Raw genomic sequence first — 22,644 nt, 5'->3', positions numbered from 1 at the left:
TACACTATTAAGTTAATATAGTAGTCACAATTATCCATAATCAATTTGAGATAAGACTGATCATCCTTTACTACATAAAAAGACTTTCCATTAGTTTGTACAACTAATGAAAAGCCCTATTCTTCCGTGATAACTCCTTGTCGCTACAGTTTTTTTTCTACTTTATTAAGTGCTTATTTTTCCGATACAATAGAAAACCAATAACCGACAAAGCAAGTCCCGCTAGCAACCAGTTAAATTGATTAGATGCTGTATCTGGAAGTTGTTCCTTTCCTTTTTCATCGTCTTTTGATTCCTCAGGTTGCTGATCTTCTTCCTTATCTTCAACAATCGGTTTTTCGGTTACTAGTTCTTGCTCATCAGATTTTAACACAGTAAAGATACTAAAATGGTTTGTGTCAGCAGTTACATATTTCCCATCAAACTCCCCACCGATTAATTCCCATTTTTCGGTCTCTTCATTGTAGTAATACACGTTAACTTTTTCTGCCTTTTTCGCGTTTTTATTCACCTTGAATGTAAGGGTTACAGGCGCGTCAAACGTATCAATGATGGAACCGCTCTGTTTAATTGTAAGGTTATATACAGAAGATAAATATGCTTCATCATCCTGATATTTTTGAATCAAAATTTGAACAGATCCTTCTCCCGTAAAGTTAACCGCAGGGATTTTGATATTCAAATCATCTTTAGACAGTACAATCGATGCATTTTTGTCTTTTAGTTTTTGGACTTGTGCTGCTGTTAATTCCAATGTAACTTCATCAGCACCTTTGGCAGCTTTAAGGCTAACCTCAAGCGTACCTCCGTTAGCAAGTTTATCTAAAGAATCATCACTAATTGTTGCTTTTTTCGTTTTCTTATCATAATCTGCATTTTTCTTCACTACGGCTTTAGTAGGTTGTTCTACATCAGGTTTGTCCACGACTGGGTCTGTTGTTGGATCTTCTTCCTCTTCATCCGGTGCGGTATATGCAAAAGTACCGATTTGTTTATTTGTGTCTAAAAGAGATGCATATACTCGTAGCGTGAAGTCTTTTTCCGGATCGACACTATACGCATCTGACAGAGAACCACCTAAAACAATCTGTTTATCAAATTCCAAAGATGTGGAACCTGATACGACTGGATATTCAACTTGTTTAAAGACAGATTTTCCATCTTGTACGATTTCTAAAGTAACTGGAATTGTCATTTCTGGATTTGTATTTTTCGTAAAATCAGAATCCGGAACCACATTCAGCCATTTGCTGAATTCACTATCCAATTGTAATGTTGCAGAAATATCCAAAACAGCATCACTTACTGCTGCTTCCAATGCACCGGTTGCGTTATTTGCAATCTCTCCACCAGTGCTAAACATGTTATCACTCACATAACTAAATGCTTCGATAACGTGCGGGATATAAAATGCACTTGTATGTTCACCGTTTTCAATCATAAACATATGATCAACACCGCTTGCACGTAGTTGTTTGTCCAATTTAATGTTAGGGCTACCGAATCCATATACGTCTCTGTTACCAGAAATAAAGTAATGCGTATAGTAATTTAAATATTCATCACTAACTTGCTCAGCAATCAGATTCGGACTGTGTGCTCCACCATAGCTAAAAGCACCAAAGAAACTAGTAATCGATGAGAATAAGTTTGGATTTTCTAAGCCAACACCATAAGCGCCTTGGCCACCCATCGATGCACCCGCCACTCCGTTGAACCTTGCATCAGAAATTGTGCGGTAGTTATTGTTAACAAATGGGACTAAATCTTCTGTCACCATCAATTCCCAATCTCCTCGCCACCAGCTAATAGCACTGCTGTCAGGAATGACAACGATCATGTCTTTTATATCACCATTTGCAATTCCTTTATCCAGCAGAGCGTCAATTCCATCAATTTCATAGAATTTACTTGTACTGCTGAATTGGTGCAATAAATACACAACAGGATATCTTTTATCTGAATTGAAATATCCATCCGGTAGATAAACACGGTGTGTCATATCTGCTATACCATCTATTCCCTGTGCACTTGCACCATATGCAGATGGATAAGTATCCACATAAAAGCGGTCATGATCACCATATAAAATCACGTTACCATCTTCCATAATATAATAATCATTTACTTGTTCTGTAACCGTTTCGCCACTCGCAGTTGTAATCGTTCGATCAGCTTGATATAAATACATACCATTGTAGTTATATACATTAACAGAGCTGTCCGTGACAGATACATTTCCTTCTCCACTCACATAAGTGCTAACTTTTTCAACTAAACGATTTTTATCATATCCCGCTTGGAAGTAATCTGCAGCAACTGTCTTCGCATATGCTTGAATATCGCTCGCTTCCAATGCAGCATGTTGGGTTGCAACAAAATCTGTAATTTGTTGTGTAACTGAAGCTTCAGCTAATTCAGATGGCAATCCAACAATCTTGTTATAAGCTGCAGGTGAGTAGATTCCAACCGGGCCTTCATACCAACCACCGCCGCCGTTGGAGTTAGCCATTCTAACTGCAATTGTGTTCGTACCACCATAGTTTAGTACAGAAGCATCCAGGTCATAAAGGCGATCCACATCCCATGGATTCGATCCGTCATAAGCACCGCCTGCTTCTGGAATACCTGTTGAACCTATGCGCACACCGTTAACGTAAACTTCATCTGCTTCGTCAAACTTACCAAGTGCAAGAATCAGGTCCTCCGTTTGAAAATCTGCTGGCATATCAAACTCACGAACATACCAAGCATAACCTATCCAATTTGAATTTCCGCCAAGGGTTTCATCAAAATCGGCTGACCACCAGCCAAGTGCCGGTTGTACAGTGCCCCAAGTACTCCATTTATCTTTAGTAAGATTATTTATATCATCCAATGCTACACGATCCGTATTGGAGTAAGGTTTATAGGCATTGAATTTCCAGTCACCCATAAGGTCTATTAACTGTTCATCTGCCTCCGTACCAGTATCCATAATACGTATTAAGGACTGATTGCCAATTTCCACTTTATATCCAAGTACTTCTGCAGTTACAGTAACGTTTGAGCTAGCTCCATTTACGGTATTCGGAATTGTGAACGTTCCCTCAAAACGATCTGGACCTGCAACGCTAAGTGTTTTTGCATCTGAATGAAGTACACTTCCGTCTTCTGGGTCGGTTAATTCAACCTTAACCGTCATATCAGCAGTTTTAGAAGAAGTTGTACTATAAAAATCACTTACATTAATCGTATATTCTACCTCTATGTTTTCGACAGCACTTGCTGCCACCTGCGGCGTTATCGAAACGTTGCCATCCACCATATCGGAATAGAATTGTTGGCTAAAACGATTAATAACACGATTAATCGACTCTTCTAGGAAGGCATCGTCATATGACCCGAAACGTGCGGTATACTCATGGTAGTCATAAGACAATGTCTTATACCAATCAATGAACAAAGAACCGATATCATTGGTAGAGTTAGTCATATAAGTATAAGAATCTTCTGTTGGACCATCAAGATAAGTATAATAGTTTAATATATCTTCCTTGCCAATTTCAGAAATAATATCATAAACATCGTCGTATTCTTCAGTTAATGGATGATCAGATCCGGTAAAATTACCACGGATACTACCAATGTTTTTAATTTGGTTTGGAGCAGAAAGAACTGCGTCCGTGTCCCCTTCAGTATCTGTCATACCCATAATGTATGCCATGTAACCACCAATTCCGGCACCAAGAATCGCACGTTGATTCACTGTTGGAATTGTGTTGTAATTCTCGTCGACATGCGTAATGATTTGATCCATCGTAACACGGAAATCTTCACCTTCAACAAACTTCGGTGCTACAACAATCATGTCACCAGCATGATCTGTTGAAATTTTTTCTTGAATCATTGTTAACATTTGATCGCTATATGATGATACTCCATCTTCCGGCATCACATAAAGCACAGGATATGAGCGGCCATTTTCATCATACCCTTGTGGTAATGTCACATCGTATGACACACTAACATCTCCCCCTGTAACAGTTTCCGTTGTTCCTGCAGCAAATACGTTTAGATTAATACTAGTGGATACCAATAATATAATCATCATCACTGCAAATATGCGTCTACTATTCTTCAATTAAATTCCTCCTTTTATATAAGCATAAAAACGCTACCTGTATAAGCAAAAATCACGGCTAGGCTCTCATACTCATTAATTACTATTTGGTGATATATCAGTACACGCACGATGTGAAGGGTTTTCATAATTGCTATATACTGACATTACTTCCTAATATCAAGAAGCTAAAGTACGTGCATCATCCTAACCCAGGATCCAAATCCGTCCCGATTGATTATCCGAGCTCCAAATCTGTTTAGATTAACCTCCTCTACCTCTTGTGTGTAAGCGTTTTCTGTACTCTCTTAAATACTAGCAAGTTTCTAAATACAATGTTAGAAAGATTTTTAGAAGATATCCTAAAAATCTTTAGTGATTTTAATTCCTACAGATTAAATTAGTAATATTTTTGTTTTTTGGTAATGATTTTGTCTTCGCAAACAACTTCACAAACTTTTAATAGGCAGGATACTGTTCTTGGCTATAGAAAAACAAAAACCCTTACTACTTTTACAACATATTTGCACTAGGTTATAGATTGGTGTTTGGAGAAGAGATTCAAAGTTAATGGATGTAAGGAGCAGACTTACTGGACCAGACACTGTCAGTCCTAAGCAGTAAAAGAGCAACGATTGAACGTAAAAGAGGGTCTCACTTAGTAAGACCCTCCCAATCGTGCTTTGAAGTTTTTCCTATTGCTGCAATTCTTTAGAATTCGTCAAATTATTAGACTGATTTTTATCTTCATCATCTAACATCCGAATTCCAAAACCTTTCGTATACGGAGCGAGGAATCCATATAGTGCAGAGAAAATAAATCCACCTAAGTTAAAAATCGCCCAAGGTAAAAATTCAAAGTTGCCGACACCAAGCGTAGTAGCCATAAATACCCCGGATACTGTCCATGGCATTAGCACTTCTGTAATCGTAATCGAGTCTTCCATGTTTCTGGACAAGTTGACTGGATGCATATTCTTCTGACGATAGACCTTCCCATAAATATCTTTGACCAGGAAGAACGAAACCAAGGCATTTGATGTACAGTTAATAACGGCGAATCCTGTAACAAGTGCGGAGAATGTGATGCTTCCAACTGTTTTCAAATGAACGATAATTCTTTCCAAAATTACGTTTAATGCTTGAGATACTTCTAATGCAGAGGCAAAGAAAAATGCAACAAAGACGAAGAACGTTGCATTATACATGGAATAGAGCCCGCCACGATTTAATAATGATTGCATATCTTCACTAATTACACTTGCATCTGATCCCAACATATCAACATTGAATCCTGATACGGCTGCAGCGAATAAATTAGAAAACGATGCACCTTGAAAAATTAATGCAAGAATCATAGCTGTAACGGCTGAGGTGAAAAGAACAATTAGTGGTGATTTTTTTAATAAAGATCCTGCGATAACGACAACTGCCGGTATTAAAAGTAAGACATTTAGATTAAATAACTGATCAATTCCAGAAATCATTTCTTGTACATTCGCTAGTTGTGTTTCATTTATTTCAATTCCGAAACCGACAATAGTAAAGACAATAATTGCTAGTATGGAAGATGGAATCGCTGTATATAGCATGTGCTTAATATGATCATATATGTTGGATCCCGCAGCAAGTGAACTCATGTTAGTCGTATCTGACAGTGGTGATAATTTATCCCCAAAATACGCACCGGACACAACAGCACCGGCGGTAATTGCTAAAGATAAATCCATGGTTGCCGCAATACTCATAATCGCTACACCAATCGTACCCGCTGATCCCCAAGAAGTTCCAACACACGTTGACACAATTGCAGTTACTAAAAAGGCAAGGACGTATAAATAGTTTGGATCAATTATATTTAACCCGTAAAAAACGAATAACGGAATCGTTCCCGAAATTATCCACGTACCAATTAATAAACCGATAGCAAATAAAATCAATATAGCCGGAAGTGCTTTTTTGATTTTTTCACCCATGGTATCAATGATTTTTCCCCACTGATGCCCTTGTAGTACAGCGAAAATTGCGAACACCACACCTGCAAATAACAACATTAGTTCAGCAGGATACTTCAAAATACCAATACCACCAATAAAAATCGCTAACGAAATAAATATAGGAATTAATGCCATGCCTAACGACGGACGTTTAACAGTTTGATCACTCATGTCTACCTCTCCCCTTTGATTTTATCTTAATTGGTTAAAACCCTTCTCTAAGTCGCGAATCTGCAAATCTGAACCTTCTAATCCTATAGATAATCGGACTAAGCCAGGTGAAATGCCTTGCTCGATGAGTTGTTGTGCATTATCAACTTTCACTGGCGAAGTTACCAAACTTTCATAGCCACCCCAACTAACACCAATTTTAAATAGAGACAATCCATCAATAAATCTAGATACACTATCAAAATTAGCCTGCTTTAATTCAAAACTAACCAAACCTGTAAACCCTTTCATTTGTGTATTCATGAACGGATACTGCGACTGTTCTAAACTGGGATGATGAATACTAGCAACTGCTTCTTTCATTTTCAAATACGCAATAACTTTTAATGCATTTTCCTGATGTTGCTTTAATCGAATCGGTAATGTCCGCAGTCCTCGAAGAATTAAGGATGCATCATGTGCCCCTAGTACAGAACCATTTAACTGATAACCATATTGAAAAATTTCATCAACTAATCTACGATTTCCAATCACCGCTCCTCCAACTACATCACTATGACCACCGATATATTTCGTTAGTGAATGAATCGATAAATCAAATCCCATTGTTAATGGCTTTTGAAAGAGTGGGGTTGACCACGTATTATCAATTGCTGTAATAATCCCCTTCTCTTTAGCGAGTTTTACGACGGCTTCAAGTTCCACTACCTTCATCCGCATTGTACCTGGACTTTCCACATAAATAAGCTTAGTATTCTCTTGAATCGCTTCTTGAATGTTAGTTAATTCATGGTCTATAAAACTATACGTAATCTTGAATTTTTTTAGATAGTCAATCAATTGGGTTGTAGGCCCATAGATATTATTGATTAATAGAACATGATCTCCACTTTTCAATAACGAGAAAAACACCGCACTAATTGCACCCATTCCAGATCCGAAGCACTTACAGGAATCCCCCCTTTCAAGAGCAGCTAACTTCTGCTCTAGTAGTTCTACTGTTGGATTTACCCCTCTTGAATAGACGTAATTTTCCCTTTCCAGTTTTTGCGCTTCGGTAAAATCTTTGAAGCTAGCAAATGCAAAAAGACTAGTTTGATATATTGGAGGAGAAACTGCGCCATGATGTTTGGAAGGATCGTCACCAATTTGCGTGCAGATTTCTTCGTCGGTGTAATTCATGTGTTAGTCAACCTTCTTTCCTATGATGATTGGCGAAATACTTTTTATAAGCTTAAAATTATTTTATCATACTTTCAACCTGTATGAAAGGTTAGAATATTCAGATTATTAATATTACCACACTTCTTTAGTTTGGAGCAGTTTAATCAAAATACATAGTTGTATACATCGTTGTAAAATCAATATTATGAATTCGAATAACTTAGTATTATTGGCTAAATAAAAGAAGTTATTATACACTTATATCAGGAAAAGTAAGAGGGTGAGTGCGTGAAAACATTAAAAAAGAAGCGACTTTCGGAATTAGTCGCCGATGAAATCAAAGCATATATAAAAAAGGAAAAACTAAAAGAAGGTGACCGCCTTCCAGCTGTTTCTTCACTTATTGAAACATTAGGAATAGGTAGGTCCTCGTTAAGGGAAGCACTGCAGCTTCTTGAATCACAAGGTTATTTGGAGATATTAAACGGGAAAGGTACCTTCGTTAAAAATACAAAGCCTTTTCAAATCCAGACTGCCTTTGAAATAGAAAATGAAAGACAGTTTTTATTAGAAGCATTAGAAGTTAGAATTGCTTTGGAAGGAAAAGCGGTGGACTTGGCAGCCAAAAAGGCAACACAGTCTGATATCAACAAGATGGAAAATCACCTGAAAGAATATGTTCACTATATCGAAACTAATGAGCGCGATAAAGCAAACCTCGCCGACGCATTATTTCACCAAACGATCTATGAAGCTGCAAATAACGTGATGCTAAAAAGCATAATTGATTCTGTCTGGGATACGTTTCATGAATTTTGGAACGAACCATTTGGTATTCAAGATATTTTTGATAAAAGTTATCCATATCACGAAGAGATGTTGCAGGCTATCAAAGAAAAAGACACGGAGAAAGCATCCCGTGCCTTTTTGAAGATTATGGAATTTATTAAAAGAGCTATTGAGAGTATATAGTGAGTTTTTTTTGGATAAAGATTTCATGCTACTAAGAAGTTAACTATTAGTGCGTGTTCAAAAAGTTCCGTTTTTAGCACCGAGAAGATTGGATGAAGCTAGAAAAAGAGGACCGGAGCGTAGACAGAACCTACGTGAGGACCGGATTTTTCGGCTGAATTCAATCTTCGACGCCGATAAGCTACTTGAGTAATCATCGTGATAGAAAGGGGACTTTTTGAACAACCTCTATTAGTAGGTTTTACTAACTGAGTCAATTTCATAATTACCTTATACAGCTATGTGATTCCATATATAGTTCGGAGACGATTTAATCCAACTATATATGGAATCATGTAGCTAAAAATCAGTATTATGAAATTGACTAAACTATTAATTAAGAAAAGCGCAAGCGCCCTACTCACCCCCGACATTAAGTGCAGCCTCGGCGTGGCGGTCTTTGCCACATAGAGGATTGACTTAAGACCAGAGAGGGGGTAGGCGCTGGAGCTAGACATCTTCGAGTTTTCTTATCTTTTAAAATAAGCTGCCGAGATTTTTCTCGACAGCCTATTGCAGTTCCGTGGCAATTGAAATAGCCTCGATAATACGTTACACAGAAATACCGTTTACTGTAACTACAAACGTGGTAGAGATCTGCTTGTTTGTTTCTTTATTTGTTAATGTAACAGTAATCGTTGCTTCTCCAAGTTCGGCTGGGACCTCTACATAATAGCCACCATCGTCGTATGGCCAAGCTACGTTTTCATTTTCAGTGCTAAACTTGACAGTATAGGAAGGATCTCTTGGATTAATCCATTCTCCCTCTTCGTCAATAAAAATAGTAGACAAGTCTAACAAATATATTTGGCGAACTTCCAATATTAAATCTGCTAGCGACCCTTTCACCTGCATTTCTTGTAAATCCACAACCAACGTATATTGCCCGGTGCGTGATTCGCCAACACTATTTTTCGAATATGCTAATAGCCCTGTTGCCCCATCCGGAATAGTCGTTTCTGGATCAAAACTGTAGCTGATCGTGTCTCCTGTCTTCGGAAGTGTCACAATCGGGGCACCAAGCTTTTCTTGTGTATCCGTTGCCCAGTACAATACGTATTCCGTCAGATCACTTTCGTCCGATAATTTGTTGATCGATACAGTTCCGGACACTTTTCCACGCAACGGATTCGTGTCTGTAAACGTTACACCAGCAGGAGCTTCGGCTGGGACGTCCTCGACTGTTACAACAAACGTGGTGGAAACTTGCATATGTTTTTCTTTATTGGTTAACGTAACCGTAATCGTTACTTCACCAGGCATACCTAATGCACCTACAAAATAGCCACCATCCTCGTATGCCCACGCTGAATTTGCATTCTCTGAACTAAAATGGATTTTATAGGAACCATCATCCCGTGGACTAATCCATTCTCCATCCTCATCCACAAAGATATTCCCAAGCTCTAACGACTGCCTCTGACCAACTTGCAATGTCAGATCTGGCAAAGAGCCTTTCACCTGCAACGCCTGTAAATCAACTAGCGACACATAAGACACAGTGTGCGATTCCCCTACGGCATTTTTCGAATATGCTAGGAGTCCTGTTGCGCCATCTGGGATTGCCGTTCCCACAGTGAATCGATAGCTGATCGTTTCCCCTGTCTTCGGAAGTGTCGCAATCGGGGCACCGAGCTTTTCTTCCCCATCCGTTGCCCAATACAATACGTAATCCGTCAGATCACTTTCGTCCGCTGCTTTGGTGATTGAAACAGTTCCGGATACTTTTCCACGTAATGGATTCGTGTCTGTAAACGTCAGTCCAGCAGGAGCTTCAGCTGGGACGCTGTCCATGACTGTCACATGGAAAGAGGTCGATGCATGTTGATTTTTCTCGGTATTGGTGACTGTTACGGTAATCGTTGTTGTTCCGGGTTCTACACCTTCCACAAAATAATCGCCATCTTTGTTTACCTTCGCCACTAATTCATCCGCTGAACTAACCTCAACATGATAAGCAGGATCTAGTGGATCGATCCAGGCTCCTGTATCACTCATAAAAATCTGAGCGAGGCTTAACCCTTGGTTATTACCTGCGTTCAATGTCACATCTGCTAGTGACCCTTTCACCTGCATTTCCTGCAAATCAACGAACAACGCATAAGACACAACGCGCGATTCCCCTACGGCATTTTTCGAATATGCTAGGAGCCCTGTTGCGCCATCCGGGATTGCCGTTCCCGCAGTGAATGGGTAGCTGATCGTATCCCCTGTCTTCGGAAGTGTTGCAATCGGGGCACCGAGCTTCTCTTTCGTATTCGTTGCCCAGTACAATACGTAATCCGTCAGATCACTTTCGTCGGCTGCTTTAATAATTGAAACAGTTCCAGTTACTTTTCCACGTAATGGATTCGTGTCTGTAAACCTTACACCAGCAGGTGCTTTGGCTGGGACGTCCTTGACTGTTACATGGAATAAGGTCGATGCGTGTTGATTCGTGTCGACATTGGTGACCGTTACAGTTATCGTGGTTTCTCCAAGTTTCAGCCCTTCTACATAGAATCCGCCATCCTCGTAAGCTCTGGCCTCATCTTCATCCTCTGAGCTAAGCTCGACATGATACACAGCATCTGCTGGATCGATCCAGGCTCCTGTTTCCCCTTCGAAAATGTTCGTGAGTTCGAATGACTGATTTTGTCCTGCATGCAAAATCACATTTGCTAACGACCCCTTCACCTGTATTTCCTGCAAATCAACGAACGACACATACGATGCAGTACTAGATTCACCGGCCTTATTATGCGAGTAGGCTAGAAGTCCTGTTGCGCCAGTTGGTATCTTCGTTTCTTCCGTAAAAGTGTAAACGAGATTTTCACCTGTTTTCGGAAGGTTAGCGATTGGGTTGCCAAGCTTCTCTTTTTTATCGGATGCCCAATATAGTGTGTAGCCTGAAATGTTAAGCTCGTCATCTGCTTTTTGAATGCCTACTTTACCAGCGACAGATCCAAGCAACTTACCTATATCCGTGAAGCTGATCGCTTTTGGTCCCTCAGTTGGTTGCATTTCCACAGTTATGTGAACCGTTTTGCTAACACTCAAACCGTTCAATTTCCCTGTAACGGTTAACGTCACCTTACCATTGGATATTGGGATCAGCGTTATATCTGACTGATTCACCTCGACCTTGACCACCTTTTGATTGCTAGATCTCGCACGGATGGAAATAGCTGAATTTGCTAAATGAAATGTTTTGCCCTCATTTCCAAGCAAAACATCAGCGTCTATTTGTGCATACGCTTGATTTAGCGCTAGCTGATCTTCCATTTTCTGTTTAGCTATTTTTTCCTCTTGCTGTTTCTGTAACTCTTGTTGTTTCTGTAGCTCTTGCTGTTTTTTTATTTCCTCTTGTTCTGCATTACGTTTCTGTTCCTCTAATTCCTTCTCAAGCTTTTGCTGTATTTCTTTCTTCATTTGTTCTTGCTCTTTCACTTGTTGTTGTTTTCTTAACATTTCTTGTGTTTCTTCAATTATTTCTAGTAAATGCTTAATCTCTTCCTCCTTTAATTTATCTTGTCCTTCCTCATTAGCATGCTCCTGATCTTGTTGTATCTGCTTTTTCTGTTCTTCGATTAGCTGATCTAGTGCTTTTTTATCCAATTCTTTTGCAATTATAACTGGGGGAACATTCTCAAAGTCCCACTGCTCTTCTTTCAGTTCTTCCTTTACAATCTGCTTTACAGTTAGCTCATCTATCTTCTTTTGCTGCAGCGATTGCTTGATAATATTTTGAATCATGTTATCCATGTTTTGTTGATAGATGTCCAAATCACTAGGCTGTAGTACCTCTTCAGGATTAGAGGGATCTGGATGTTCTTGCAGCTTCTTAAGTAAATCCTCATTTTCTTGATCAATTTCGTTTTTGTTTTTGAGTAATTCTTTAATGATTGCAGGATCAGAAGCGTCAACAAAATCCCCTGGGTCAATAATTCTAACGTACGGATCCGGATTATCCGATTGGTCCGGATCAAGCGTTATCTCCTGTGTCGGATAGATGATTAGCTCATAATCTTGCTCTTCTTTTTCTTCTTCATCCATGTAAGTGAAACTAGCGCTAGTCCCTCCACTAAACACAAACATAGATTGATTTGCAGAGAAGGTACCAAAATGTGTGCCATCTGTAGTTACTTTTAAATCCGTCATGTCGACCGCATAGTCCTCATGGTGTCCAGCATGCCACACTTTTCCTGCCCGTTGTTCTAGTAGAATGTGAAGACCTTTATTTGAGTTATAAAGCTCCTTGATTTCTACTTCCGTACTCTCACCTAAAACAGCATATTGTTCAGCATCAAACACTAACTTGACCGTGGCCCCTGCTGCCGTAACTAGCGTATCTCCTTGAATTAACTTGCTAGTTTCGGTTGCCACTACCTGATCATCACCTTGCTTAGCTGGGACAATAAATACCTCACCGGTAATTTCTGTAAGGGTAGCAGTCGGTACCAGTTGATTTAAATTGCTCCGCTCCTCCTGCTTTCCCGTATCCCCCGAAGCCAAGACTGTAATGTCATTCCCAGCATTGTTCGGGTTGGTGAGGTTAAATAACAGCACCATCACAATTACAGTTATTGCTGCCACACTTGAACCGTATAAAATAATTTTTCTGCTCATCGGCGCCTCCTTATTCAATTGTCATCTAGCTTATTCGAATAATAAATTCGACATTAGTTGGTAAATCCCTTTACATTTTATTAATTTTGATTGTGGATGGTGCGTTGGATGTGGTGAGGATATATCTATCATAGAGCCATAGGGACGGTTCTTTCAGGGAACAATCGGAAGTTTGCGAGAAAAAAAGGCACAATTAGCTATTTAAGCTAACTGTGCCTTTTTTCTGTTTCGTATTACCACTACCCGCAAATTTTTGATTGTCCCAGAAGGACGAAGTCGCTCCCCTCTCTACCTATGGGGATTCAATCTTCCCTAGGCTTCTTTTGATCTATTTATTTATCCTTTTTTCTAGTCCTGACCTGCGTTTTTCAATTAAATTCGCAGATTAGAACTAGATTTGGGTATACTTTCCCCCTCCCCATTGAAGAGGCTTTTAAAAAAGTATTTATTTTCCATTCAATCAAGGTATCCTGAATGAATTTATAATCTCTAGATGACCAGTTTTACACGAAGGACATAAAATCAAATCTTTATTCAGTATCTTGCCAAGAACTTCAATTTTACTCAAGCCTTCATATACGTAGGACTTTTTGTTAATTTCCGACAACGAGCCAACTTCGTTTTCCTATTTCGATTTGCTAGTATGCCATAATGCCGTACTTTTACAAAGCCTGTTGGCAATACATGCATTAAAAAGCGACGAATAAATTCTACTTTAGTCATCGTTACTTGCTTTCTCTTATTGTTATTCTTGTAATCTTTTACTCCGATGGTCACCGTATCATAACCTTCTGATAGAATGCGCTGATTCGAAATAGCGATGCGGTGTGTATATAATCCAAGATATTTCATTACTGCTAAGGGACCAGAAAATGTTCTTTTGGTATAGCTATACCAATCCTTTTCATAACAGCTATCTGTTGAAACTGTGTACGAGATTGAAATTCTTTTGTGCTTGTGAAGAACTTTAATTGCTTTTGATTAAAATATTGTTTGAGATAATAAAGGAATTTACCTCTAAACTTTTTGGATAAGACTTTGACAGGGATAAAGAATTTATCGCTCGTTTCCTTCCAACGGTTATCTTTTGTTAGGCCTCCGGCCAAGACAATCGTATGAATATGTGGATGATAGTGTAAGTTCTGTCCCCAAGTATGCAAGACGGATAGAAAGCCAATTTGAGCACCTAAGTATTTATCATCCCAGGCGAGTCCGGTCAACGTCTCTGCCACTGCTTTGTACATTAATGTATAAGGTAGTTGTTGATTATGATAGATCAACATGTGTAATTGTTCCGGCATGGTAAATACAACGTGAAAATAAGGTGCGTGTAGAATATCTTTGCTTCTTTGATCCACCCAAATCTCTTTATTAACTCCCTGACACTGTGGACAATGACGATTTCGACATGAGTTATAGCTGATTTTTGAATCGCCACACGCATCACATGCATGCCTATGACCTCCTAAAGCGTCTGTTCTGCAATTTCTAATAGCTGTAGCTGCTTTTGCTTGTTCTTTTGATACTTTATGAGTTACTCGAAAATACTCGTAGTCACTTAGAAATAAGCTCTGTACAGTCATAATTCATTACCTCTCGGTTGGTCCAAAGGGCTTTTGATCCCCATTAAGCTCTTGGAAGTCGTGTGTAAATAACCATTTGTCGTTTCCACATTTTTATGACCTAACATATGTTGTATATGCACAGGTTCAACTCCATCTTCGAGGGAGTGAGTCGCGAAACAATGCCGCAAGGTATGTGCTGAAATCTTGGTATCCAGATTTAATCTTTCTCTAATTTTAAGAAAGGTATTTTGAATAGTTTTAACTGTAACAGGATTCTCTTTCTTGTTTCCCGTGAAGAGCCAATCATTTTTGGAAAAAGACCGATGATGATAGGCTTTAAAATACTTTCGGAGGACAAGAAGGCTCATCTCAGACAAAATAGTATTACGATTCGTATTGTGTTTCGCTCCATCCACACGAACCCTCATGGTTTGGCTATCTATATCACCAATTCTCAATCGTGCAACTTCACTTACACGTAATCCACTACCGTAGATTAAGGCGAGAATCGCCTTGTGTTTTAAATTATTTGTCCCATTTAAAAGTGCATATACTTGCCCTCTCGGAGGAATAACAGGGAAATTCTTAGCCCTTATCAACCTAGGAACCTTTATCGGATTCCATGTTTTTTCTAATACGTAAGTGTAAAAAAACTTGATAGATGAAATATAATTATTAATTGTGCCCGGTGATAGGTCTCTATCTCTTTTAAGGTGAAGGATATAGCCCTGAATATCTTCGAAGGTTGTTTCTTCCATCTCGATTTCTAAAACTGCATTTACATAAATGATGAAATCGTTCATTCTTCTTCGCATGGTTTCTCTGGTGGATTCAGGTGAATTTTTCAGTTCAAAGAATAGTTCAATCTTGTGTTTATATTTTTCCACAATAAAAGCCCTCCAATTTGTTAGTTGATTATTAACAAACCGGAAGGTGGGTGGTCCACGTTTATGTAGAGTAAAATATTGGTTTTGTAATTTTGGTATTTTTCGTGTTAGAATATTTTTCATAGAAGTATGCTCTCTTTATTGTTTGGTTTGGCGATTAAACAATATCACAGAAAGCATACTTTTTCTTTATGTTTTAAATGGGTTTACTCCCTTAATTAACCTCAATACTTAGTATGTTCCACTTACATAATAAACGCTCTATCCTCGCTAGCCATCGCGGGACGCGATTTCGTTCTTCTCCCGTCTCACTCCTTTTAAATTTATAAATTATTTGGGACAGAATAATCGCCCCTATTGCCACTTTTCTAAATTTTCTAACTTCAATTTTGATTATCTCTTAAATCCCCCGGATTAACAATGTTTTTTTGAGTGAGCAGGGGATCTGCTGTCCTTCTCCCACGACTTGCCCAAGACGGATTAAAAGTACACAGAGTAATTGCCACTAACTTCAATAAAAAAGGCAAGGTACAGTGTGCCAATGTACCTTGCCTAAAAAAACTGGGACAGACGAACCATCCCTACTGTCTCCTTGCCACCATTACACTTCCAACAAGAAGCATGATCATGCCTAGTAATAATAGGTTAAACGTTATTGTTGATGTATTAGGTAGTTCCTCTTTGTCATCTTCTGCGTTTGGTGTTTCATTTTCATCTGGGTCCTCCGTGGCGTCGTCACTACTTACTTCTTGAAATACACCGTATTTAGAGAAGTGCGGTACATGTAACGTGATTTTTTTGTTCTCTGTATTTACTTGACCACCTTCTAATACCCATTCATTTGTCTCTTCATCAAAATAATAGATGTTCACTGCGTTTGAATCCGCGTCGGCAGCATAGGACAGCGTGAGTGTGAAGTCGTTTTGTGGTGGTGTAGCTCCATCTGGATAAACGACTGTGACTTCATATACATCGCCAGCTAACTTCAGATTTCCGTTCGCATCGCCTTCAACTTTCTCTATCATGATTGTTGTGCCCAATGGCAGGTCGTCCGGCATTATGATAGAGCTCGTTGTCCCTTCTATGATGAATTTTTCACCTTTTCTTACCTTCCGCTCTTCGCCGAAACTTATCATGTTATCGTCCACAATTTTCACTGTGCGCGTCGTTTCTCCTACATTGCCAGAACTGTCTGTCACCGTATAGCTCACTGTGTACGTTCCTATGGCGTTTGTATCTACATCGCCGCTGATGTTTATTTCATTCGTTAAGTCTTCTCCTGAATTATCCGTGACCTCTGCTCCGGGTTCTTCGTATTCCTCACCAATTCGTAATGTCAGTGGATTTTCACCAGTTAGCTCGATCACAGGATCTGTTGTGTCAACCACTTCAACCGTTCGCTTGACTGTCATAGTATTGTCGGAGCTGTCGGTGACGGTATATGTGATTTCATACGTACCAACTGTACTCGTGTCAACTTCACCACTGATGTCGATATCTTCCGTTAAATCCCCATAGTTATTGTCTGTCGCCATTGCTCCGGGTTCTTCATACGTCTCGTTGACTTCTACAGTCATTGAATTTGAACCATTTAACTCGATCACAGGATCTGTTGTATCTACCACTTTAACCGTTCGCTTGACTGTTTCCGTGTTACCAGAACTATCCGTTACAGTATAAGTCACTTCATACGTTCCTAACGCACTCGTGTCTACCTCACCGCTGACCGCAATATCACCTGTTAGATCCCCATCGTTATTGTCTGTCGCCATTGCTCCGGGTTCTTCATACGACTCGTTGACTTCTACAGTCATTGGGTTTTCGCCGTTCAATGTGATAACCGGTTTTTCTTCGTCAGTTGGGTCTTCCTCCGTATACTTCACGTCTAAATAAGGAGCATGAGAAGACTCTTTACTATCAAAAATTACCATTTCGGGGGTTTCTGCTCTAATTATGATGCTTGCAGCCTGATCCCCTTCTGCTTCTTGTTGAATGTACTCCGTTAAATCAATCTCATACCACTTTTGTTCTTGACCAATTTGAATCGTCGTAAGTTCTTGTTGCACATCAGGAGCATTATTCCAGGTTACATTTTCTTCCTCCCAATCATCACCTAATGAATAAACCTTGGCCGTAAGTGAACCCTCCCCGGCTTGGTAACTGCCATAAAGGAACAGCTTAGCCGACTCTATATTAGGATCTAGTGAACTCGTATCTATCTTCATTAACGGAGATCGATCATAGCTAACTAGACCGGCATTTTTCAACAGCATGGTCGGTTCACTTCCGAAATTTTGGTTACCAAAATCTCCACCTTGGACATAAGTGTCTGCAACTACAGCCTGGAAAGGAGCACCCACCGCATAGATATAATCTCCATTACGTGTGTATTCAACAGCTTCACCATTAAACGTTACATTGGTCGCTTCAGGCGCATAAATGGCAATCGCGGAGTTTTGTGATTGATTTACTTCTAGTCCAGATCCATCAATATTAACGGTGTCGCCATCCCATTTAACAGCAACCTCCTTAATTTCATTCGGTGATTTTAATAGATTTTTTTCATCTGCTTTTAATGTCTTTCCATTATGAATAAGCGCAGAACCTATTGCATCACCAGCAGCTTCTACATAAGCCATTTCCCCATCGAATTGATATCCTCCGAATGTTCGTTGTTCCGGAGTATTTTCATGGGACAAATAATAGTATCCATTATCACCAGTATCGTTGTCTAAATCAATTTTCAGAGCAGTCGCTGTTGTTGTTTGAACATTTGGTGCCATTTCCAGCCTCGTTACTTTTACGTCTCTGTTATCCTGTTCTTCCGTTGGATATAGAATTGTGTCAAAAGTAACATCACCGGCAGTGTTCTTCACATAAGAAGTATATTTTGCATCAGATAACATATAAAATTCTGAGGAGTAATAACCATCCTCCAACGTCGCTGTTATCTCGTCCGGATCGGCCGGAACAACCTGAATATTTGCTCCATCCGCAAAGTGGGATTTTGAAGTTTTCATATCTGAATCGATAGCGATATTGGCATCAGGTAAGAAATGCCAGTTTTGCTCATATTTATGTGAGCCTGAAGGTGCATCTATATAATCAGAAACGATCCAATATCCAGGTTTTATAAACAAAGTGGCTCGCTTATATGAAAAATCAGAAGTAGCCTCCGTCGTACCCACAACAAAGTCAAATTGGTCATTGCTAACCCCATTCATAGATCCAGTGCGATTCGAATTTTGCTTTCGATCGTCAATTTCAATCGTATTATGGGCTTCTGTACTATTCCGTAGCCAACTAGATATTGAATCATTACTATAATTGAAAGAGCCCATCCCTGGTAAAAGTTGTCGCCCGTATCCATAAACAGTTAAGTCATTTTCATCCGGATGTTCGTGTGGACCGTTATCTACAGACAATCTTGCATATAAACTATCCTCCGACCAGCCACTTCTCATGATGGCACTTCTTTCTTGAGGATATAGCACAGAAGTGTGAGCGGGTACACTTCCTTTCTCTCCACTAGATCCCACATATGTTAGCGCTGGATCATTCAGTTCTTTCCCCATTTTATACAAACGATCTCTAATACTTAACCCTGCAGAATCTCCAAAATTCGCATCAACGCCGTCTGGTAACGCTACATTCATAAAATAGTGCAGGAATTCCTCCATCGGCTTGTCGCCTAAATCTAAGGTTCTACCGTTTAACGAACCAAACTGCTTGTTACGCACATGTTCTTCTGCAAAATATATCCCGTAACTAGTTGATGATTGATAAAAGCCTCCGTCTGATAAAAAGCTTGCTTCAATTATTTCACGAAGCTTACTACTTGCACGATTAAACCACGCTTCACTATTTACAAATTCCGGAAAATATACAGCCAAACGATAAAGCGCACTATTTATACTCGTGTCCCATGATTTATGATCTTGACGTTTCAAGTGTTCCCCTGATTTAAACAGGGTTTTTAAAATAGCCGTGTTTGCAGGTGCCTTCATAGATGCGCTGTTTCTTATTAAATGGTATGATTTAATCCACATTTGTACACGTTTAGCAGCACCTAGTGTATTCGAGTATGACCCTGCCCCTAAATTCTCCGGTGCGTTATAGGAATCGGTATCTTGGATAAAATCCATCATTAACTCAATAAGATCATTCGCAGCTGACTCATCCTTATCCTGGTAGTATTTATATGCTAAAGGCATAGCAAAATAAAAACGAGGAATCTGAGACCCAAACTGTCGATCCGCACCTTTTGGATTTTTCCAATCCGTTCCACCAGGTACTCCTGCCCAGGAATAGGTGTTTTGTAAGATATTGTTCCAGGTTTGCGTATCCTCATCGAAAGTTACATTGTCAGTAGTGTAAAGCATAATTTCCTTTTCACCTGTACCAGATATATTCTTTCCAGAAAGCTTTAATTCTGCTTGTGTAGGGGTTCCAGATAACTCTGAAAGATTAAATTTCAGATATGCTTTACGTGTTTCATCCGTAAATGCACCAGGACCTTCATCTCTTACCTCTAGTACAGATTCGTTTCCGAATACAGTGTTAATATTTGATCCCGGTTGAATATACGTATCATCGGTAGGTAGTAACGTATGGGTTGTTCCATTCACTTTGACCTCGAGTACTGGTTGATTGGAATTACTTTCTTTGCTGTGAAATTGTGCTGTGGAGGGTTCATTCTTTCTCGCCATTAGAAAAAATGCAAGTTCATTGTTTCCAGACATTCCCAATACTTGTTCGGTTACATCGATGGTGTTTGAAGAGTCTTCATTGTTGACAGAAAAAGTGGTTATATAATATTCGCCGCTCAAGGTAAAGATATTGTCGGCAATAATCGGCACCAGCTCTGATTGCTTCGCTTCATTTTTATATCGATCGTACCAATCTTCATACGGTAAAATCGTTTGTTCTGTACGGTTTTGATAATAAGCTAACAGCGCTTCCTTTGCACCAGCATAGTCCCCAGCCTTTACATTGTCTTCTACTGGTTGCAATTCATCACTATAATCATAATTAATTTTCCCATTAACAGTCCATTCCGATGAATTATCGTCCCATACGCCAAAGAAATTATCATCCGACATATCGCTCACATCCAAGAACTCTTGTTGACTATCCACATCTTCCTTCGCTCTAATCAATTTGGGCTGGAAACCTGTCAGCACCACACTCAACATAAAAAAAACTGCCAGTAACATCGCTAGTTGTTTCTTCATATTCGAGCCTCCCCGTTCTATTTTGCCTCAAACATACTACAGGCAATGTTCACTTCTTTACACTTTACTTTAAGAATCGATTTAAGTTAACACTTCGACTATTGATTGCTTCAACTACATTATCTAAAAGGCTAGTAGCCTTTTAGATAGAGTTGATAAAGAAAGTTTAATCTTACAAAGACTACACACTAACTTTCTACACGGTCGATTTTTTTCTATTACACTAGTAGATAATATGTCTGAGATGGATTAGATTTCTCTAATCATATAATCAAAAACAATTCGCACTCTTTACTGACCGAATGTTTCTTCCATTCGAGCAATTGGGTCGTCCTTAATAGAATCATCCCATTTCAATATCTGCCCCACATTCTCCAATTCTTTTGATAAAACCTTATAATCAATATCTTGAACAGAACTATCGTTTTTAATTGCGAGCATCGCAGCCACGGCAGCAGATTGCCCTATTATCATAAAAACTGGTTCCATACGGATACTGCCAAACGCTATATGGGAACTAGAAACAGCAACTGGGACTAGTAAATTTGAGCATTCTTCTGCTTTAGGCCGGATGGAACGGTAAGAAATCGGAAATGGTGAAACTGCAATTTCAACATCCCCCTCGTTGACCACTCTGTCATCTATGACGAATCTTCGACAATTGTGCGAGTCCATGTGATAGGAAGCAAGTCCAATTGAATCCTCTGCAACTCTTTGCTTTAAACAATTTCTATCGATCATGACATAGTCTGAAATCATACGTCTGGCTTCTCGTATATATAATTGCGGTGGCCAATGTCCTGTCTCAACAAACTCATCCTTTGCTAATCCAAATTGTGAGACCTCTTCCCTTATCTGAGCAGGTACTCTTTTATCATTGGATAAAAAATAGAGCAATCCCATATTATATTCCACGTGATCTTGATAGATTTGTTCTCTTGTTTCATAATCGCCATCGGGCCATTCATAATTCTTACCTATGTTATCCGTTGAAAATGCACCAAAATTATTTAAATCCCATTTATGATTTGGTAAGGAAGTATTTAATTGCATAGCATCCCAATGCCCAGACATGATATACCGAAGTAGCAATTGATATTTCTCTGGATTATAGTTAGTAGGTTTCGGGAATTCAACCTTATTTTCCTTATCCTTTGTTAAACAGATTCGGAAATTGTAAGCTTGAATGGTATGGTCTTCCTTTCCACTATGTCCAAGATCTGCTAGATTAATATTATCGATTCCATATAACAATCCACTTTCAGGAACACCTTCCATCTTATAAGGATCAATCCACGTTTCAAATTTGTGGTGCTGTTCTTTGAATTGAATACCATTATAAATTTCATGATATTTTGAATTAGATTCTCTACCTACAGCATAGGAAACGCCAGACTTTGCCATTAAATCACCTTCATAGGAACAATCTATAAAGACTTTCCCTTTAAAAGCATTACCATTCTCCATTATAATTTCTGTAATGGCTCCATTTTCCGTAATTACACTATCTAAATGTTGTTCTTCATATAGTTCAATATCATACTCTTTCATCCATTTTTGTATAATACTGCTTGCAACTTTTGGCTCGAATTTAAATTCTTTTGGTTTACCATAGAATGAACTGACTTCTTTATAAAATTCCATAGCCAATCCACCTACCGCGTATTCTGAACCGAGGTCGGTCGCTGATAATCCTGAAGCAGTCATACCTCCTATATGATTACCAAATTCAGCAATAGCGACTGTTAATCCGTATCTTTTTAATTGAACAGCAGCAGTGATCCCGCCCATCGTTGCTCCATAAATGATTACATCCCGTTCTATCTTCTTAGGATTTTTTAGCTTTTCTGACTTTCGATAGTAATATAATTTTTCAGCAGACACATTTTTCACCCTTTACTAGAA

At 39.1% G+C, this 22,644-nt stretch carries 8 protein-coding genes and 1 pseudogene; 1 reads left to right on the top strand and 8 read right to left on the bottom strand.

The features are described from left to right. Positions 1-157: 157 nt before the first annotated feature. The 3 genes from ACI6MV_RS10200 to ACI6MV_RS10190 form a co-directional block, all read right to left on the bottom strand. Positions 158-4,123 carry an alpha/beta hydrolase-fold protein gene (locus ACI6MV_RS10200; protein ID WP_407270184.1) on the bottom strand — a complete coding sequence of 1,322 codons (3,966 nt, stop codon included), beginning with the start codon at positions 4,121-4,123 and terminating at the stop codon, positions 158-160. A 674-nt stretch (positions 4,124-4,797) separates the two neighbouring features. After that, positions 4,798-6,270 (bottom strand): Na+/H+ antiporter NhaC, encoded by a 1,473-nt coding sequence (nhaC, locus tag ACI6MV_RS10195; protein ID WP_407270183.1) that lies wholly within the window; start codon positions 6,268-6,270, stop codon positions 4,798-4,800. A gap of 21 nt (positions 6,271-6,291) precedes the next feature. After that, entirely contained in the window at positions 6,292-7,452 is a 1,161-nt protein-coding gene (locus ACI6MV_RS10190) for a trans-sulfuration enzyme family protein (RefSeq protein WP_407270182.1), read from the bottom strand. Between the two features lie 270 nt (positions 7,453-7,722). Here ACI6MV_RS10190 and ACI6MV_RS10185 point away from each other — a divergent pair, with 270 nt between their 5' ends. Then, the gene (locus ACI6MV_RS10185; RefSeq protein ID WP_407270181.1) at positions 7,723-8,406 is read left to right on the top strand and encodes a FadR/GntR family transcriptional regulator; all 684 of its coding nucleotides are present in this window, start codon (positions 7,723-7,725) and stop codon (positions 8,404-8,406) included. 591 nt (positions 8,407-8,997) lie between these two features. Here ACI6MV_RS10185 and ACI6MV_RS10180 read toward each other — a convergent pair. The 5 genes and pseudogenes from ACI6MV_RS10180 to ACI6MV_RS10160 all read right to left on the bottom strand — a co-directional run bounded on the left by ACI6MV_RS10180 (position 8,998) and on the right by ACI6MV_RS10160 (position 22,623). Further along, positions 8,998-13,053 (bottom strand): FecR family protein, encoded by a 4,056-nt coding sequence (locus tag ACI6MV_RS10180; protein ID WP_407270180.1) that lies wholly within the window; start codon positions 13,051-13,053, stop codon positions 8,998-9,000. Between the two features lie 460 nt (positions 13,054-13,513). After that, a pseudogene (locus tag ACI6MV_RS10175) lies at positions 13,514-14,636 on the bottom strand (IS91 family transposase). Then, positions 14,633-15,505 (bottom strand): tyrosine-type recombinase/integrase, encoded by an 873-nt coding sequence (locus tag ACI6MV_RS10170; protein ID WP_407270179.1) that lies wholly within the window; start codon positions 15,503-15,505, stop codon positions 14,633-14,635. Before ACI6MV_RS10170 ends, ACI6MV_RS10175 begins: the two are co-directional and overlap by 4 nt. 581 nt (positions 15,506-16,086) lie before the next feature. Next, entirely contained in the window at positions 16,087-20,739 is a 4,653-nt protein-coding gene (locus tag ACI6MV_RS10165; protein ID WP_407270178.1) for an immunoglobulin-like domain-containing protein, read from the bottom strand. A gap of 291 nt (positions 20,740-21,030) precedes the next feature. Then, positions 21,031-22,623: an FAD-dependent oxidoreductase gene (locus ACI6MV_RS10160; protein WP_407270177.1), complete on the bottom strand. Its 1,593-nt coding sequence runs from the start codon at positions 22,621-22,623 to the stop codon at positions 21,031-21,033. Positions 22,624-22,644 lie beyond the last annotated feature (21 nt).

It is taken from the genome of Radiobacillus sp. PE A8.2 (genome assembly GCF_045635475.1).
Taxonomy (GTDB): domain Bacteria; phylum Bacillota; class Bacilli; order Bacillales; family Amphibacillaceae; genus JBJGXI01.
The sequence above is the reverse complement of the archived record's forward strand: the minus strand, read 5'-3'. Positions and strand labels throughout refer to the sequence as shown.

Coding starts and splice junctions, on each gene's coding strand:
- ACI6MV_RS10190 (WP_407270182.1), bottom strand. CDS start 7,452: ATGAATTACACCGACGAAGAAATCTGCACGCAAATTGGTGACGATCCT.
- nhaC (WP_407270183.1), bottom strand. CDS start 6,270: ATGAGTGATCAAACTGTTAAACGTCCGTCGTTAGGCATGGCATTAATT.
- ACI6MV_RS10165 (WP_407270178.1), bottom strand. CDS start 20,739: ATGAAGAAACAACTAGCGATGTTACTGGCAGTTTTTTTTATGTTGAGT.
- ACI6MV_RS10180 (WP_407270180.1), bottom strand. CDS start 13,053: ATGAGCAGAAAAATTATTTTATACGGTTCAAGTGTGGCAGCAATAACT.